18 protein-coding genes, 1 tRNA gene and 1 pseudogene are annotated in these 16,275 nt (G+C 36.9%); 9 read left to right on the top strand and 11 right to left on the bottom strand.

All coding sequences use genetic code 11. The features are described 5' to 3' along the window. Positions 1 to 6: 6 nt before the first annotated feature. Genes FK004_RS19470 through FK004_RS11695 form a run of 3 tightly spaced genes read left to right on the top strand, consistent with a single transcriptional unit; the run spans position 7 to position 1,307 of the window. A complete protein-coding gene (locus tag FK004_RS19470; protein WP_227871599.1) occupies positions 7 to 189 on the top strand; it encodes a transposase in 183 nt (60 codons plus the stop codon). A 21-nt stretch (positions 190 to 210) separates the two neighbouring features. Further along, positions 211 to 435 (top strand): hypothetical protein, encoded by a 225-nt coding sequence (locus FK004_RS19465; RefSeq protein WP_227871598.1) that lies wholly within the window; start codon positions 211 to 213, stop codon positions 433 to 435. 14 nt (positions 436 to 449) lie between these two features. Further along, complete coding sequence (locus FK004_RS11695) at positions 450 to 1,307, top strand: IS3 family transposase (RefSeq protein WP_262497646.1); 858 nt, start codon at positions 450 to 452, stop codon at positions 1,305 to 1,307. A 563-nt stretch (positions 1,308 to 1,870) separates the two neighbouring features. Here the strand turns inward: FK004_RS11695 and FK004_RS11690 are convergent. The 4 genes from FK004_RS11690 to FK004_RS11675 form a co-directional block, all read right to left on the bottom strand. Further along, entirely contained in the window at positions 1,871 to 3,082 is a 1,212-nt protein-coding gene (locus FK004_RS11690) for an IS256 family transposase (RefSeq protein ID WP_108735429.1), read from the bottom strand. 192 nt (positions 3,083 to 3,274) lie between these two features. Continuing rightward, entirely contained in the window at positions 3,275 to 3,994 is a 720-nt protein-coding gene (locus FK004_RS11685) for a tRNA threonylcarbamoyladenosine dehydratase (protein WP_108737412.1), read from the bottom strand. Beyond that, positions 3,978 to 4,637 (bottom strand): TatD family hydrolase, encoded by a 660-nt coding sequence (locus FK004_RS11680; protein ID WP_108737411.1) that lies wholly within the window; start codon positions 4,635 to 4,637, stop codon positions 3,978 to 3,980. Before FK004_RS11680 ends, FK004_RS11685 begins: the two co-directional genes overlap by 17 nt. Beyond that, a complete protein-coding gene (locus FK004_RS11675) occupies positions 4,637 to 5,245 on the bottom strand; it encodes a DUF1684 domain-containing protein (RefSeq protein WP_108737410.1) in 609 nt (202 codons plus the stop codon). The genes FK004_RS11680 and FK004_RS11675 overlap by 1 nt, the downstream gene beginning before the upstream one ends. 269 nt (positions 5,246 to 5,514) lie before the next feature. Between FK004_RS11675 and FK004_RS11670 the strand changes: the two genes are divergently transcribed. The 3 genes from FK004_RS11670 (at position 5,515) to FK004_RS11660 (ending at position 8,410) form a co-directional block, all read left to right on the top strand. Beyond that, positions 5,515 to 5,874 (top strand): BlaI/MecI/CopY family transcriptional regulator, encoded by a 360-nt coding sequence (locus FK004_RS11670; RefSeq protein WP_108737409.1) that lies wholly within the window; start codon positions 5,515 to 5,517, stop codon positions 5,872 to 5,874. 1 nt (position 5,875) lies between these two features. Next, positions 5,876 to 8,167, top strand: coding sequence for a M56 family metallopeptidase (locus tag FK004_RS11665; protein WP_108737408.1), 2,292 nt, complete (start codon positions 5,876 to 5,878; stop codon positions 8,165 to 8,167). Between the two features lie 102 nt (positions 8,168 to 8,269). Further along, a complete protein-coding gene (locus FK004_RS11660) occupies positions 8,270 to 8,410 on the top strand; it encodes an SsrA-binding protein (protein WP_108737407.1) in 141 nt (46 codons plus the stop codon). On the opposite strand, the pseudogene FK004_RS11655 reads toward FK004_RS11660, so the two are convergent. Further along, positions 8,407 to 8,918 (bottom strand): annotated as a pseudogene (locus FK004_RS11655) (adenine phosphoribosyltransferase). The gene FK004_RS11660 and the pseudogene FK004_RS11655 overlap by 4 nt on opposite strands. A 72-nt stretch (positions 8,919 to 8,990) precedes the next feature. Between FK004_RS11655 and FK004_RS11650 the strand changes: the two are divergent. Further along, positions 8,991 to 9,064 (top strand) — tRNA-Arg (locus tag FK004_RS11650). On the opposite strand, the gene FK004_RS11645 is transcribed toward FK004_RS11650, so the two are convergent. The 3 genes from FK004_RS11645 to istA all read right to left on the bottom strand — a co-directional run bounded on the left by FK004_RS11645 (position 9,030) and on the right by istA (position 12,154). Beyond that, a complete protein-coding gene (locus FK004_RS11645) occupies positions 9,030 to 9,542 on the bottom strand; it encodes a hypothetical protein (RefSeq protein ID WP_157956089.1) in 513 nt (170 codons plus the stop codon). The two genes, FK004_RS11650 and FK004_RS11645, sit on opposite strands and share 35 nt — an antisense overlap. Positions 9,543 to 9,852: 310 nt before the next feature. Continuing rightward, complete coding sequence (gene istB, locus FK004_RS11635; RefSeq protein ID WP_108736446.1) at positions 9,853 to 10,590, bottom strand: IS21-like element helper ATPase IstB; 738 nt, start codon at positions 10,588 to 10,590, stop codon at positions 9,853 to 9,855. A gap of 16 nt (positions 10,591 to 10,606) precedes the next feature. Continuing rightward, a complete protein-coding gene (gene istA, locus FK004_RS11630) occupies positions 10,607 to 12,154 on the bottom strand; it encodes an IS21 family transposase (protein WP_108735486.1) in 1,548 nt (515 codons plus the stop codon). 316 nt (positions 12,155 to 12,470) lie between these two features. Between istA and FK004_RS11625 the strand changes: the two genes are divergently transcribed. Together FK004_RS11625 and FK004_RS11620 are read left to right on the top strand one after the other, a co-directional pair. After that, positions 12,471 to 12,716 carry a ribbon-helix-helix domain-containing protein gene (locus FK004_RS11625; RefSeq protein ID WP_108737371.1) on the top strand — a complete coding sequence of 82 codons (246 nt, stop codon included), beginning with the start codon at positions 12,471 to 12,473 and terminating at the stop codon, positions 12,714 to 12,716. Further along, positions 12,709 to 12,987: a type II toxin-antitoxin system RelE/ParE family toxin gene (locus FK004_RS11620; RefSeq protein ID WP_108737370.1), complete on the top strand. Its 279-nt coding sequence runs from the start codon at positions 12,709 to 12,711 to the stop codon at positions 12,985 to 12,987. Before FK004_RS11625 ends, FK004_RS11620 begins: the two co-directional genes overlap by 8 nt. Positions 12,988 to 13,035: 48 nt before the next feature. Here the strand turns inward: FK004_RS11620 and FK004_RS11615 are convergent, their stop codons facing one another. The 3 genes from FK004_RS11615 to istB (FK004_RS11605) all read right to left on the bottom strand — a co-directional run bounded on the left by FK004_RS11615 (position 13,036) and on the right by istB (FK004_RS11605) (position 16,263). Further along, complete coding sequence (locus FK004_RS11615; protein WP_108737405.1) at positions 13,036 to 13,734, bottom strand: DUF1826 domain-containing protein; 699 nt, start codon at positions 13,732 to 13,734, stop codon at positions 13,036 to 13,038. A 21-nt stretch (positions 13,735 to 13,755) separates the two neighbouring features. Then, complete coding sequence (locus FK004_RS11610) at positions 13,756 to 15,180, bottom strand: amino acid permease (protein WP_108737369.1); 1,425 nt, start codon at positions 15,178 to 15,180, stop codon at positions 13,756 to 13,758. 345 nt (positions 15,181 to 15,525) lie between these two features. Continuing rightward, a complete protein-coding gene (gene istB, locus FK004_RS11605) occupies positions 15,526 to 16,263 on the bottom strand; it encodes an IS21-like element helper ATPase IstB (RefSeq protein WP_056251131.1) in 738 nt (245 codons plus the stop codon). Positions 16,264 to 16,275: the final 12 nt, after the last annotated feature.

Below are 16,275 nucleotides of genomic sequence, written 5' to 3'. Positions count from 1 at the left end.
TCAATTATGTCTAAAGAGAAAAATTATGTAAAGCGAACCCAGCGAGATTACAGTATGTCTCTCAAATTGCAAATCGTCCATGAGATTGAACGAGGAGAGTTATCTACACATGGAGCTTGTAAAAAATATGGTGTGCAAGCACGTTCAACAGTTGTTAGTTGGCTTAGAAAATTTGGTAACTTTGATTAGGAAACCCAAACCCCATCTCAAATGGCTAAAACACCTGAACAGCAAATCATGGAACTCGAAGCTAAAGTTACGCTTCTTGAAAAACAGAAAGCTCATCTGGAGCAACAAGTTAATTTTACGGATAAGAAAGCTATTATTTTTGATATGCTTATTGATATTGCAGAGAAAGAATATAATATCGATATCCGAAAAAACTCATCACCCGAACAATTGTCCTATTTAAAGAAGAACAAAAACAAACCTTAGGTTTTACCTGTAGTTTGTTCGGGATAGACAGGCAGGTCTATTATCGTAGCATTAAAAGAAAAATCTTAAAGCAATCAAAGTCTGAACAAGTCATTCTTATGGTAAGAAAGATTAGGATGAAAATGCCTCGTATCGGTACGAGAAAGTTGTATTATTTATTAAACCAGGAGCTTAGAGCATTAAAGATTGGAAGAGATATGTTTTTTAATATCCTCAAAGTAAACCATCTGCTAATATCTCCAAAACGGAGCTATCATATTACGACTAACTCATATCATCGTTTTAAAAAACACAAGAATTTAATTGAAAACTTAAAAATAATACGTCCTGAACAGGTTTGGGTATCCGATATTACATACATCGGAAAAAGAAGTAAGCCCTGCTATTTAAGCTTAGTAACAGATGCATATTCAAAACGGATCATGGGATTTAATGTAGCTACTAATTTAAATGCCGAAAATAGTCTTAAAGCTTTACAAATGGCTCTTAAGAGCAGGGAAAATAGTTGTTTGTCGTTAATCCATCACTCAGATAGAGGTATACAATATTGTTCTGATGAATATCAAAAAGTGATACGCAAGACTAAAAACCTGCGCTGTAGCATGACTGAGTCTTATGATCCATATCAAAATGCGGTCGCTGAAAGGGTAAATGGGATATTAAAACAGGAGTTTTTAGTAGATAGGTATAATGATCAGCAACTTAATATTATTAAGTTAGTAGTTAAGGAATCTATACAGATTTATAATCTAGTAAGACCGCATTGCTCTAATCATATGCTTACTCCGATGCAAATGCATCAGCAAAAAGAAATAGAAATGAAAACCTATAAAACAAAAAACAGAAGTAACCATGAAGCTACTTCTGTCTAAAAAATGTACTTTTATTATTATTAATCCTGTATTGCTATTCTAGGACTAGACATTTGGCTACGCCTTGAAAATAATTTTCTATTCGCTTATTCGCAGTATTCCTTCTTTGGAACAACACGGAATCCCATAGCGTTGATTCCATTTCAGTCAAGTTAAAATAAGCCGACAACTACTTTTAAATATGTCCATACGTATTATAATACGTCGGGAACCACTTTTAATACGTACCTATACGTATTAAAATACGTCAGGAACCACTTTTAATACGTGCCCATACGTATTATAATACGTCAGGAACCACTTTTAATACGTACCTATACGTATTAAAATACGTCGGGGACCACTTTTAATACGTACCCATACGTATTATAATACGTCAGGAACCACTTTTAATACGTACCCATACGTATTATAATACATCGGGGACCACTTTTAATACGTACCCATACGTATTATAATACATCGGGAACCACTTTTAATAGGTTCATTACGTATTAAAAGTAGTTTTAGTATCATTTTAATCTCTGATTCTGAGACTGGTCGAAATTTTGTGTAAACAGTTCTTAGTGTTTAATATTACACCTTTCTCCAAATATGACCAAGAACTGATTCATGATTAATCCCCAGCTTGGTATTGCATTTATCCAGCTTTTTTCACAATTTTGTATTGCTAAATAGACTGATTTCTTGACGCTTTTTTCATCTGGGAACTGCACTTTTGTTTTGGTATATTTTCTAATTCCCCTGTTTAAGTTTTCTATTGTATTTGTGGTGTACATTATTTTCCTGATTTCAGCAGGATAGGCCAAAAAAGGCATGAGATTTTCCCAATTCTTTTCCCAGGAGCAAACGGCATATTTATATTTTGCTTCCCAGTTTTTTTTAAATTCAGCCAGAGCTAAAACGGCTTCTTCCTGATTTATTGCAGTATATACTTCTTTCATTGCACTGCAAAATGCTTTTCTATCCTTAACTACTACAAACTTAAGGCTATTCCTTATTTGATGAACAATGCAAAGCTGGGATTCTGTATTTGGAAAAACACCTCTGATAGCTTTTGTAAATCCGGTAAGGTTATCTGTACAGGCAATGAGAATATCCTTTACTCCACGAGATTTTATGTCAGAGAGTACAGTCATCCAAAATGAAGCCGACTCTTCTTTATTTAGCCACATTCCTAATACTTCTTTCTTACCATCTGTTTTTAGTCCGATTACAATGTAAATTGCATGGTTTTCATATTTCCCATCTGTTCTTACTTTCATATGCACAGCATCCATCCAAACAATCAGATACTGTGGTTCTAAAGCCCTTTTAGTCCATAAATCAACATCAGCCAGTATTCTATCAGAGATGGTCGAAATCGTGGACTCACTTACTGATATCCCATAAACTTCTTTAACTTGTTCTACAATATCACTACGGGTCATTCCACGACTGTACATTCCTAAAATAGCATCTTCAATCTTTTCACTCATCGATTGGCCTTTTCCGATGACCTGAGGCTCGAATTCACCATTTCTATCCCGGGGAATAGCCAGGACCATATTGCCCAAAGTCTCTGATTTTATATTCTTTGAGAAAGAACCATTACGGCTATTGCCTGTATTGTATCCGTCAATATTATGCTTCTCATATCCCAGATGAGCATCCAATTCTCCCTGGAGTAGCTGTTCAATGCCTTGTTTATACAGGTCTTGAAAAAAAGTATGGAAGTCTTCTTTGTTTTTAAATTGCTTTGCAAAATCTTTGGGTAATTTACCATCTTCGATCATAATCCGCTCTTTTTAAATTATTTAAATGTAGTTCTTTTAAATTCTATACTTAATGATCTGTTGTTTTTTGGCTAAGCCTTAAAATCTCAAATCAAATTAAAATCAATTTCTACGTTTACACAATCTAACGACTACTCCCCTGATTCTGGACTATTGTGAGTATAGTAATCTTTTATCAGGGTTGTGTTGCTGCTACTTCTCTTTTAACAAATGGCGTATTACGGTTTCAGCAGCATACAATCCGAATAATCCCGGCATATAACTGTTAGTCCCATAAAATGATTTCTTGAAATTTTTACCATCGGTCGTTTTCAGGCTGCTTTCATCCTGGATTTCAGAGGAAAAAACCACTTTGACCCCTTTATCGATTTTTACTTCTTTCAGGCGTCTTTTTATGGTTTTGGCAAAATAGCAATTTTCGGTATTGCTGATATCGGCTACTTTTACTTTTGCAGCTTCCATCTTCCCTCCTGCTCCCATACTGCTTACAATTTTCACCTTCTTGCGCTTTGCAGCAATAATGAGGTTGAGCTTTGGGGTTACGCTATCAATACAATCCAGCACATAATCATACTCCTCGGTTACAATTTCAAACGCGCGCTCCGGTGACAGGAATTCTTTAATTTTTGTCAATTGCAGTTCCGGATTAATATCCAGTAAGCGATCTGCCACTACATCAATCTTAGGTTGCCCCACGGTAGAATGCAATGCTGGCAACTGCCTGTTAATATTGGTAATATCAACCACATCACCATCAATAATGGTCATTTTCCCTACACCTGCCCGGGCTATGAATTCTGCCGCAAATGAGCCTACGCCACCCAATCCGACTACTAATATATTGGAACGCTGTAATTTATCCAATCCTTCCAGTTTGAACAGCAATGCTGCCCTTTCAGTCCATTCTGCCATCTTTAAAAACGGTATTAAAATTATATGCTATTATCTTTTGTAATTCTTTCAATTCTATTTTTTTATATTGTGCCGCTACTGCATAAACCTCCTGTATGGTTTCTGCTACCGTATCTGTTTCCAGAAAAAAGCGGTCATTCGGTATGGTACAAAATACGCGCTCCAATTCCGGGTTCTGCAACAGGTACTTCCCAAAAGAAAGGTAAAAGCCATTTTTAAGGAGTTGTGCTGCTACTTGTTCGTTCTTAGAGAAGCCATGTACCACCATTGGAACGGTACTCTTATTTTTAATTTTCAATTCGATAAGCTCCTGGAATGCCGCTACACAATGGATAATCATGGGTTTTTGGTATTTTTCTGCCAGTGCTAACTGCTGTTCAAATACCGATACCTGAAGTTCCAAAGGTACAGCCGTTCTTTTGTCCAATCCACATTCTCCCAGTGCGAGGCAATGTTCCAATGCTACTGTATCCGAAATAATCCGGAGATCGGCTTCGATCCGGGCAGGTTCTATGTACCAGGGATGAATGCCTACGGAGAAAAAAGGGACTGTAACATCCAGTGATTGCGGATACTGATTGACAATACCCAGTACATTTGGTTCCACTGCTGCCTGATGGGTATGTACATTGACAAAATCCATTAGTCGTGGAATTTCTTAACGCCAGCCCTGATTTCTATTTTCAGGTCATTCGCTTCGGGGGGAATCGGGCAGGAATAATTTTCGCTATAAGCACAATATGGATTATAGGCTTTATTAAAATCAATCGTAATGGTTTCACCAACAATATCAGTGGTAAGCAAATCGATATACCGGCCACCGCCATAGGTGGTAACTCCCGACGTAAGATCGGTAAAGGGCAGGAATAAATTATCCTTGTATTTTTTCAGCTTCGTAAGATCGAGGCTTTTGTAGATATTTAGTTTTAAAGATGTGCCATTTATCGTAAACTGTGCTTCACCATATTTTACAAATCGCTTTTGTTTCCCACTGGATGTAGGCATTTCAAAAGGTTTTTCTTTTTCTGTGCGTATAAATTTTGCTACAATACAATATTTCAGGTCAATCGGAAAAAAGTCCAGTGTTTTAAATTCCTGAAAGTCTTTCTCTTTTAGAGGGGATTCTCCCCTTGTCGCATATTCTGTATTAATGGTTGTTTGAAAGCTTTTTACGCCCGCCACACTACAGTTATTTTGCGAATAGCCATAATACCCCATCAGCAATGCTATCCAAACGCTATATCGTATCATTCTTTTTTTTACAAAAGTAAGAATTTAAAATAAAAGCACTTTTACTAATTTTTAGTCCGGTGAACCCTTTTTTCCTGCTGCTGCAACGATGATACAGCCTTAATTTATAGCTTTTTAAAAACCAAACTACAAAAATAGTTTATTAACTACAAAAATAGTTTGCAAACTAGAAATATAGTTGTACGTTTGTTTTAGCAAGCACAACCAACCGATTTGTATAATGCAATTGCCTGAAAGAAAAATAGCTCAGACCTCAAAAAAATAAAACCATGCAAAAACTGACCAACAAAGAAGAAGAAATCATGCACATCTTATGGAAGCTTAAAAAAGCTTTTGTAAAAGAAGTACAGGCTGAGATTACCGATGAGCAACCGCATTACAATACACTTTCTACCATCATCAGGAACCTGGAAGACAAAGGTTTTGTCGCTCACCAGGCTTTTGGCAATACACATCAGTATTTTCCGGTGGTAACACTTGAGGCCTACCGGAAGCAATTCATGAGTACAGCAATAGAAAATTACTTTAACAGCTCGTACAAGAATATGGTATCATTCTTTGCAGAAGAGGAAAAAATTTCCGCCAAAGAATTACGGGAGATTTTAGACATCATCGAAAAAAAGCAATAATATGGAAACCTGGTTTTTATATCTTATCAAATCCAGCGCATTACTGACGGTATTCATTTTGGCCTATTATCTGCTCCTGCGAAAAGAAACCTTTTTTAATAGCAACCGCTGGTTTTTATTGGGTGGACTGCTGGCTGCAATTGTTTTGCCAACGCTTACATTTACCCATATTGTCTGGACCGAACCTGTAGTGGAATCCCCAATGGCTTATGAACTGACTGCCCTGGATGTGATGACCGCTGTGTCACCAGCAAAAGATACTAATGCAATCAATTGGCTGTATATCGCCATCCTGATCTATTGTGGGGGCATGTTATTCTTCCTCGGTCGTTTTATAAGAGACTCCAGATCGCTTTTTATCGTTTTACAACGCAATCCTTTCCGTCAATCCGGCCCATTTCGCCTTATTGATACTCCAGGAGTGCTATCCCCTTTTTCATTTTTCAATTACATTGTTTTTAATGCAGCCCTCTTTCCTCCGCAGGAACTCGACAACATCATCGTACACGAAAAGGTACACAGCAGGCAGTATCACTCATTAGACATGATCTTTGCACAGCTCTGCTGTATTGTATTCTGGTGCAATCCGTTGGTATGGCTGTACAAAAAAGCTATCGCGCAAAACCTTGAATTTATTGCCGATGCTACTGCTATCAAAACGATATCTGATGCCATTGCATATCAAAAAACACTTTTAAAAGTAAGTACAGCTCATCTCTGTATTCCCATCACCAATCATTTCTATCAATCATTAATCAAAAAACGAATCGTTATGTTAAATCAACAAAAATCAAACAAAGCACGTTCCTGGAAATATGCCCTGGTGCTTCCGGCACTTGTCGCCTATATGCTCCAGTTTCAGGTAAAAGTTGTTGCCCAGGAAAAGGAAAGTACCCTTACCACCGTATCTTATTCCAATACCCCAGTTGCGGCTGAAACCATCTATGACAGCTGGTCCATTAGTAAAGACAAAACGGATAAAGAATTAAAAGAGTATGCTGAGAGTATCAAAAAAGAGCATGCAATTGTCTTGCGGTTTTCCAATATCAAACGAAATGACCAGAGGGAAATTAATGCCATTACAATTCAATATGACACTAAAAAAGGAGAAACCGGTACCTTGAAATATGGCAAAGGGAATAAAGAATTTAAAGGAATTTTGATCGTCTTTAATCAAGACAACAATCAGCCACATCTTTCTTTTGTCAATATGGTTGACGGCAAGGATCCGAATATGCTTACCCAGGCACTCACTCTAGTCTCTACCTCTATGGCCAATACTCAGGACACTATAGGAAATCGTAGTTCCAATGGGCTGCCCCTTACAAAGTCTACCCAGACAAAACTAAAAATAGAAAGTATAAAAAGTTTGGCAACAGACGGAAAAAAAACAGCGCTTATTCTTGACGGAAAATTGCAGCCCGATTCCGACGCTGCATTTAAAGCGTTGAAACCGACAGAAATCAAAAGTATTACGATATTGAAGAGCGACGACAATCTTAAAAAATATGGGGTGAAAGAATTGTTTATTGTCACTACTGAAAACAAATCCCCCGAAGAAAACTCCAATTACGGATGGACCTATGACAGCTATAATGAAAATGGTACCGAATACCTTGTTGTAATCAACGGGATCCAACAAACCAAAGGAACCAAAGTAAAACTGCCGCTCGACCAGGAGATCATTTCCCATAAGAAACTCAACCCTGAAGAAGCTGAAAATAAATATGGTAAAGAAGGGAGCAATGGTGCGGTAGAAATTACCACGGGACCGGAAAAAAAAGCTACACCGGACAACGGGACAGCATTGTCCTCAAAAAACAAAGATGATGCTAATCAAAAACTAACCCTTAGGTATAGCAGTACTTATAAAACCACACTCCAGGACATTATGACGAGCACCACGACCGACTACAGAAAAGCGGCAATCTTCATTGATGGAAAAGAAAGCACCCCAAAAGAGCTGGAGCAGCTTAATCCTGAAGATGTAGAAGAATCCTCCCGATACAAATCTTCCGAAAGCCTGGGAAAAAAGTATGGCCCAAAAGCACCGTATGGAGTAATCCTGATTACTACCAAAAAAGCAAAAAAAGAGGGAAGAACAGGGCTATTGCGCCTGAAAACAGAAAATGTAAAACCGGAAGTAGCGCAACTTCAAATCGATAAAAAGACCTACTTCGAATGGTACAAAGCTGCTGCACGATTGAAACATAGCCTGACGCTTAAAGCGCCTTATGAAAACTTACGCTTAAAAAAGAATAGTGCAACAGTACAAAAAAGCGTTATTTTTTAATAATCCTATCCCTGCACTACTGCGCTGAGTTAGTTAAACAAATGAAAAGGACTGTTCGATGAACAGTCCTTTTTTAGTATATTTACTATAAAACAACCTGTTATGTATAAATTATTAGCCAAACTCAACAAGCTCATCCTTCCGAATTATACGAAAGAGCAACTGGATTTAGCCAAAGCGACCAAATTTCAGAAAGCGATTATTGCGTGGAAATACTTTGTAACATCACGGGCACTTTCTTAATACTTCAGTAATGCGAAAATAGGATGCCCTTTTAGTTTTTCCCTTCCATTCAGGAAGGCAAGCTCCATCAGGAAATTAAACTGCATGATTTCGCCTCCCAGCTTTTCTACGAGTTCACATACCGCTTTTGCAGTACCGCCTGTGGCCAGGACATCATCATGAATTAGGATTTTATCGCCTTTATTGATAGCATCAATATGAATTTCCAACGTATCTGTTCCGTATTCGAGCTCATAAGTAGCCGAAAGTGTTTCATACGGCAGCTTTTTAGGCTTTCTAACGGGCACAAAACCTGCATTCAGTTCCTGGCTAATAAAGTCCCGAAAAAGAAACCACGGCTCTCTATACCCACAACTTTATCAATTTGCATTCCTTCCAGCCCTTTCATCAGTTGGTTCAGGCATTCTTTACGCGCTTCGGCATTATTCAGCAGCGGGGTAATATCTCTAAATACAATCCCGGGTTTTGGAAAATCCTGAATATCACGTATATACTTTTCGAGTTCCATTTTTTTTATATTTATATCAATTTATGCTTGCAAGTTAATAATAAATATCCTTATATTTGCACCCGGAATTAAGGCCTCGTGGCGCAACTGAATAGCGCACTTGATTACGGCTCAAGAGGTTACTGGTTTGAATCCAGTCGAGGTCACTTTACGGGACAAAGAAGAAAAATCTTCTTTTGTCCCGTTTTTTTTTGCCCTTAATTCATTATTAATCAAATAAATAGATTCTACAATTTTGTTAGTTCGGGTGGTTTGTATTTGCGTTTCCCGAATCGTGAAATTTTCAGGGTAAATTAAACCAATTAAGTCTCTTGCTTCTGCTAAGCTACCGTTTAGGTATATGTTAGTTAAGTTTATCAGGTTATCAAAACCACGATTCAAAAGCTCTTCAATACTATGTTTATCATTTCCTACATCTGATAGTTGGGATTCAAGCTTACTAATTCTATTACCATAATACTCTTTCATTATTTTGTAATCTACTGGGTCTATCTCCATCGATAAAAGCAAATCCCTCGCTTTTGATAATTTACTTTCTAAATCTTTTATCTGCTCATTAATCACCCTTTTATTATCCCTTGCGCTATCTGTTAAATCTATATATGTTTCAATTAAAACCTTCAAAATGTCCGAAACTACAAAGATGATGAAGCAAAACTTTCGTCACTAATCATGGGCAGTACCGGCCAATTACGTTCTCAATCAGCTTTTAATCTTTGTTTCGATTTTGCAACCAAAGGAAATAATATCTTTTACCATAATTAAAACAAATGGTGCAAATTCCGGTTATATTGATCACCCCATTCCGTTTTAAAGTGAGCACCTGATTCCAGTTCAAAATGACCACCTAATTCCGGTGCAAAGTGAGCACCTCCGTTTTGATTAAAAACTATATTTTTTCATCTGTTAATTAGTATTCAAATATAATAAAATATCACTCTTTGTTTATTCCTCTTTTCTTTCTCATGGATTCTCCATGTAATTCAAGCCTATGAGATTGGTGTATAAGTCTGTCTAATATTGCATCGGCTATCGTTTTTTCTCCAATTATATCATACCAGCCTTGAACTGGTATTTGTGATGTCACGATTATAGAGCCGTTATTATGCCTGTCCTCTATGATCTCTAAAAGAGTAATTCGGTTATGGCTGTCAAGTGCCTGGAGTCCAAAATCATCAAGTATTATAACATCCTGTCTTTGTATTTTGGTAAGTTCCCGTAGATAAGTACCATCTGCTTTAGCCATTTTTAGTCTAGCGAACAATTTTAAGGTATTAAAATAACTTACCTTAAAACCCTGTATACAGGCTTGATAACCTAATGCAGTACCTAAATAACTTTTACCGACACCGGTGCTTCCAGTGATTAAAATGTTTTCGTTTTTCTCTATAAATTCGCATTCTGCCAGACGCAGTACCATGTTTCGGTCCAGGTTACGTGATACATCAAAATTGATACTTTCAATATTTGATTTGTAATGGAATTTGGCATTAGTGATACTTCGTTCAATACGACGATTGTACCTTTCATCCCATTCTGCATCAATAATCATCGATACAAACTGGTCAAGGGTATAATGATCTGTTTTCCCGCTTTCAATGGCTGTTTTAAAAGCATTAAACATGCCATAAAGCTTCATTTGTTTCATTTTGGTTACTGTGGATTCATTCATTTTTTCAAGATTTAATTTAGTTATAATAGTGTTTTCCTCTTATGTTACTGTGATCGGGAAGTTCCTGCTCAGGTTCTTGATCAAAATCAATATGATCCAAGTTGTTTTCTAAAATGTTTTGTATGGTCTTAAAATTGTAAATTTTAAAATCAAGTGCCCGCCTGCAGGCATTTATTAATCGCTGTCTGCCTACCTTTTTTTCAAAATTCAGTATTCCTAAACAGCTTTTATAAGCCTGTTCTGGATGATTTCTGCTTTCGATTATCTGCATTATATATTCTCCTACTGACTCATCAATATTATTAGCCCATTCAATGAAGCGGGCAGCACTCCATTGGGCTACAAATTGATGTGTACTGGCTAAATGCTCAGGAGTTGTTGTATAGACATAAGGTTTGTAGTTTCTTGGATGTACAGCTATTCGATTGTATTTATAATAAATCTCTACTGTTGATTTGGTATATAACAGCTTGGCTTTCTTCTTTACATATTGATACGGAACGCTGTAATAGTTTTTGTCCTGGCTTAATTGAACATGACCGTTTTGCATTACTGTTGCAAAAGACTGGTATTTAATTTCAAAACGATCTTGTGGGAGTGGACGCAGTTTTTCTTTCTCGTCTTCTAAAAATAATTCAAAGCGGGAATAAGGGCGTCCTGTCAGTTTTCTGTTATTGTGAGAGTCAAGTAAATCCCAGATCTGCTGGTTTAATTCTTCCAGAGAAAAGAACTTAGTTTCTTTTATGGTTACATAAATCCTTCGATATAATATCTTAACAGCTCCTTCAACTAGTGACTTGTCTCTGGGCCTGTAAGCTCTGGCAGGTAAAATTGTGGTTTCGTAATGTTCTGCTAAATCAGCCAGGGTTTCATTGATTGTCGGTTCAAAACGACTGCTTTTTATTACGGCAGATTTTAAATTATCTGGAACAATGGCGGCAGGAGTGCCTTCAAAAAAGCGCATGGCATTTTCTACCGAGTCAACAAAGTTTTCCTTTTGCTGGCTCATGGAAGCTTCAGCATACGTGTATTGGCTAGCGCCCAATATTGCTACAAAAAATTGTACTTCTTTGACTTCTCCAGTATCTATATCAATAATTGAGAGTGTCTTTCCGGCATAATCAACATACATTTTATCACCAGCCTTATGGTTCATATGCATGACCGGATTAACTCGTTTGCCCCATATATTGTAATGATAATGAAATTGTGAAGTTCGATAACCATCAGGATTTACAGCAATATATTGTTCCCACATATGCTGTACGGTAACGCCAACTTTTTTTAGTTCACGTTCCATTTTAGGAAAAAAATCATAAAGTGTCTGTAATCTCGGGCTAATGGCCTCTACACTAGTCTGGGAGAATAAAAGTTCCAGCTCTGCATCGGTTTTTTGGTCGATTAATTCAAAGCTTAATTCGAGAACTTCAAATAAAGAAATATATTTCTTTACCGTATTTCTTGAAAGGGATAAGTAGCTACTTATAAATAACTTACTCTTTCCATTACAATAGAATTTAATTACTTTTCTAATTTTACTCATGTCTGTTATTTTGTTTGCCATAATCCGTAAATTTTTAACGAATGTATGGTTCTAACAACATGAAAAAATCAATAGTTTTTAATACTTAATTCACCACAAAACTTGGTGGTCAATTTGCTCCGGAATTAGGTGGTCAGTTTGCTCCGGAACGGGTGGTCAATTTACTCCGGAATTAGGTGGTCAAATTGACCGGTTTTTCCAATATAAGAACGGGCACGGAAAGAATTTCCGAGCGATCAGGGTTGCAACGCAACAATTAAAAAACTATTTCATCTAAATCTATTTTCCATTTCAAAATTTGGTGTAAATTTACACCAATCTAAAAACTTGTATTATTATGACACGACAAAGTATATCATTAACTGCCCCTAATGAAGAGTGGTTGAAAAATCAGGTGAATGCAGAAGAGTTTAGCAGCAAAAGTGAAGCTATTAACTATTTGATTAAGCAAGCTCGTTCACGAGAAGAATACTATGAGTTTGTGAGAGAAAAAATAGATAAGGGAGAAAAAAGCGGTTTTGCAAAAAAACAAACCAGAGAAGAAATGTTAGCCGAATTTAAAAAAGATTTGCCTAATGTATAGCTATTATTTAAGTAGCGAAGCCAAAGAAGATTTAAGAAGAATTTATTATTATGGTGTTAGTAAGTTTGGAATTAATCAAGCTGATGGCTATTTTAATATGTTTTATGATTGTTTTGAAAAAATAGAGGGAAATCCTTTTTTATTTCCATCTGCTGACCACATTAAAATAGGATATCGTTATTGTGTTTGCGGTATCGATACTATTTACTACCAAATTAATGCAAACAAACGGGTAGAGATTATTACTATTATTGGAAGGCAAGACTTTTAAAGCAATTTCATTTTCGATAATACCTATTTTCCATAGAAATTTCACACCTCAACAAATCAACAACAACCGATATCCCCCATCCTTTTCTATAGGTGCTCTATGAATACAAGGCAGCACTTGTTGTTTAGGATGATCTACGGCCAGTCGCCAAAGATGCCCTACCCCTAAATTAATAGGTGCTGCATCCGCATTAACCTGATAATGCAAATCAAAATAATTGTTCTTTAAAAAGTCTTCGAATTCTTCTTCTGGTCCGTCATGCAGCTCTTTTAGCTTGGCCCGGATTTCCGGAATCAGGATTTTTTGCTGTGCCTGTGCATTAGCAATAATATCACTTGCCGCGCCGTGATAGGTACATAAAAAAGTATCGGTAGCAATGGGCGAACGATCCACATGAAACGAATACACATCGGTCGATATGAAATCAAATTCATCATCACGTTCGTAACACTTCAGCAAATTCAGAGCCGGCGAAGCGCCAAAATCCTTTAATAATTGCAAATCATTTAGGATTATTTCCCTGGCTCTATTCCCCTTTTCGGATAGTTGGAGTGCGATGAGATCTTCCCGAGAAACTTCGGTTATATTTTCTTTTAAAGATAATTGGGCTACAATCTCGTTAAAATCGCCATCCAAATTTCTGTGCCAGCACAGCGCATTCATTGCGCCCTTGAAATCGGTCTGTACGAGTGCATCGAAAGTAGCTACCACTCCTATTTGATTGTTGTCAGAAAATATATAGCTCATCGCATAATAGTTATAAGCTCGTTATTTTTTTGTCTTTAAAACTTTATAACATACAAAAAGTATCCCCAGCCAAATAGGAATTAATTCTACGGACAACTTCATATTGGTCATCCACATGATGGATAAAATCCCCAATAAAAACAGAAAACAGATGTAATTACTTACCGGATAAAATAGGGAAGGAAACTTCGTTTTTGTGTTTTCCTTGTCTTTCGATCGCCTAAATTGGAGGTGCGTATACGAAATCATCACCCAGTTAATAATTAAAGAAGACACCACCAAAGACATTAAAATACTAAAAGCCTCTTCTGGAATTACTTTATTGATTAAAATACAGATCGCTGCAAAACAGGAAGAAATCAAAATAGCATTAATGGGTACTGATTGTTTGTTGAGCTTCTTTAAAAACCTGGGCGCATTGCCCTGATCTGCTAAACCATATAACATCCGGGAGTTGCTGTATACGCTGCTATTGTATACGGATAAAGCGGCCGTTAATACAATTAGATTGAGCGCATTCGCAATAAGGCGTGTGAAAAATATTTTATGCCCAAAAAATTCAAATTCCATTCCGTTTAGATTCTGAAAAACCATTACAAATGGGCTGCTATCTGTCGTAATTTGCTGCCAGGGTGACAACGCAAATAAAATGACTAATGCACCCACATAAAATATAAGGATCCTATAGATGACCTGATTGGTTGCTTTTGGAATATTTTTTTCTGGATTTTCTGCCTCAGCTGCGGTAATCCCGATGAGTTCTAAACCGCCAAAGGAGAACATAATCAGCGCCATTGCGGCTAATAAGCCCTCAAAACTACCAGTAGTCGTTTTTTCAAAGAAACCTTTTGGAAAGAAGCCTCCATCGTTATATAAATTATGAATTGTAGCGTGCTCTCCTCCTGTCCCACTGATCAGCAAGTAGGTACCAAAGAGGATCATGGCAATAATTGCGACCACTTTTATGATGGAGAACCAAAATTCTGTTTCGCCGTACACTTTTACGGAGGCAAAATTCAACGCATTAATAACCAGGAAGAAAAATAAACTGGATGACCACAGCGGAATTCCAGGCCACCAAAACTGCACATACACACCAATGGCCGTAAGTTCAGCCATACTCACTAAAATATATAAAATCCAATAATTCCAACCGGAGGCAAAACCTGCAAAAGGGCCACAATACTTATAGGCAAAGTGACTAAAGCTTCCGGACACCGGTTCTTCAACAACCATTTCACCAAGTTGCCTCATAATAAAAAAAGCGATAATTCCGGCAAAAGCATATCCTAAAATAACAGAGGGCCCTGCTAATACAGCCGCCGGGCCAATGCCCAGGAAAAGACCTGTACCTATTGATCCACCTAAGGCAATTAACTGAATGTGGCGGTTCGTCAGCCCACGTTTAAGCTGGTTATCTGCTACGTCTTCCTGTTTTTGTTTCACAAAGTAAATTTTTAAAGGAGTAAAATGTACTCACCAATGTATAAAGAGCGAAGATAAGTTAAAAAAGGAATGGTACAAAATACGGTGCTGTCGCAGTTGTCATAGTAGCATATACGTTTTTAAGTTTTAAAAGTTAAACTGCTAATTTACAGAATGACTAAAAAAAGCTTTCCTCAACTGTATTCTGCAAATTCCGGTTATATTGATCACCCCATTCCGTTTTAAAGTGAGCACCTGATTCCAGTTCAAAATGACCACCTAATTCCGGTGCAAAGTGAGCACCTCCGTTTTGATTAAAAACTATATTTTTTCATCTGTTAATTAGTATTCAAATATAATAAAATATCACTCTTTGTTTATTCCTCTTTTCTTTCTCATGGATTCTCCATGTAATTCAAGCCTATGAGATTGGTGTATAAGTCTGTCTAATATTGCATCGGCTATCGTTTTTTCTCCAATTATATCATACCAGCCTTGAACTGGTATTTGTGATGTCACGATTATAGAGCCGTTATTATGCCTGTCCTCTATGATCTCTAAAAGAGTAATTCGGTTATGGCTGTCAAGTGCCTGGAGTCCAAAATCATCAAGTATTATAACATCCTGTCTTTGTATTTTGGTAAGTTCCCGTAGATAAGTACCATCTGCTTTAGCCATTTTTAGTCTAGCGAACAATTTTGAGGTATTAAAATAACTTACCTTAAAACCCTGTATACAGGCTTGATAACCTAATGCAGTACCTAAATAACTTTTACCGACACCGGTGCTTCCAGTGATTAAAATGTTTTCGTTTTTCTCTATAAATTCGCATTCTGCCAGACGCAGTACCATGTTTCGGTCCAGGTTACGTGATACATCAAAATTGATACTTTCAATATTTGATTTGTAATGGAATTTGGCATTAGTGATACTTCGTTCAATACGACGATTGTACCTTTCATCCCATTCTGCATCAATAATCATCGATACAAACTGGTCAAGGGTATAATGATCTGTTTTCCCGCTTTCAATGGCTGTTTTAAAAGCATTAAACATGCCATAAAGCTTCATTTGTTTCATTTTGGTTACTGTGGATTCATTCATTTTTTCAAGATT

The sequence above is a fragment of the Flavobacterium kingsejongi genome (assembly GCF_003076475.1).
Taxonomy (GTDB): Bacteria; Bacteroidota; Bacteroidia; order Flavobacteriales; family Flavobacteriaceae; genus Flavobacterium; species Flavobacterium kingsejongi.
This window is presented reverse-complemented; position numbering and strand designations above follow the sequence as displayed.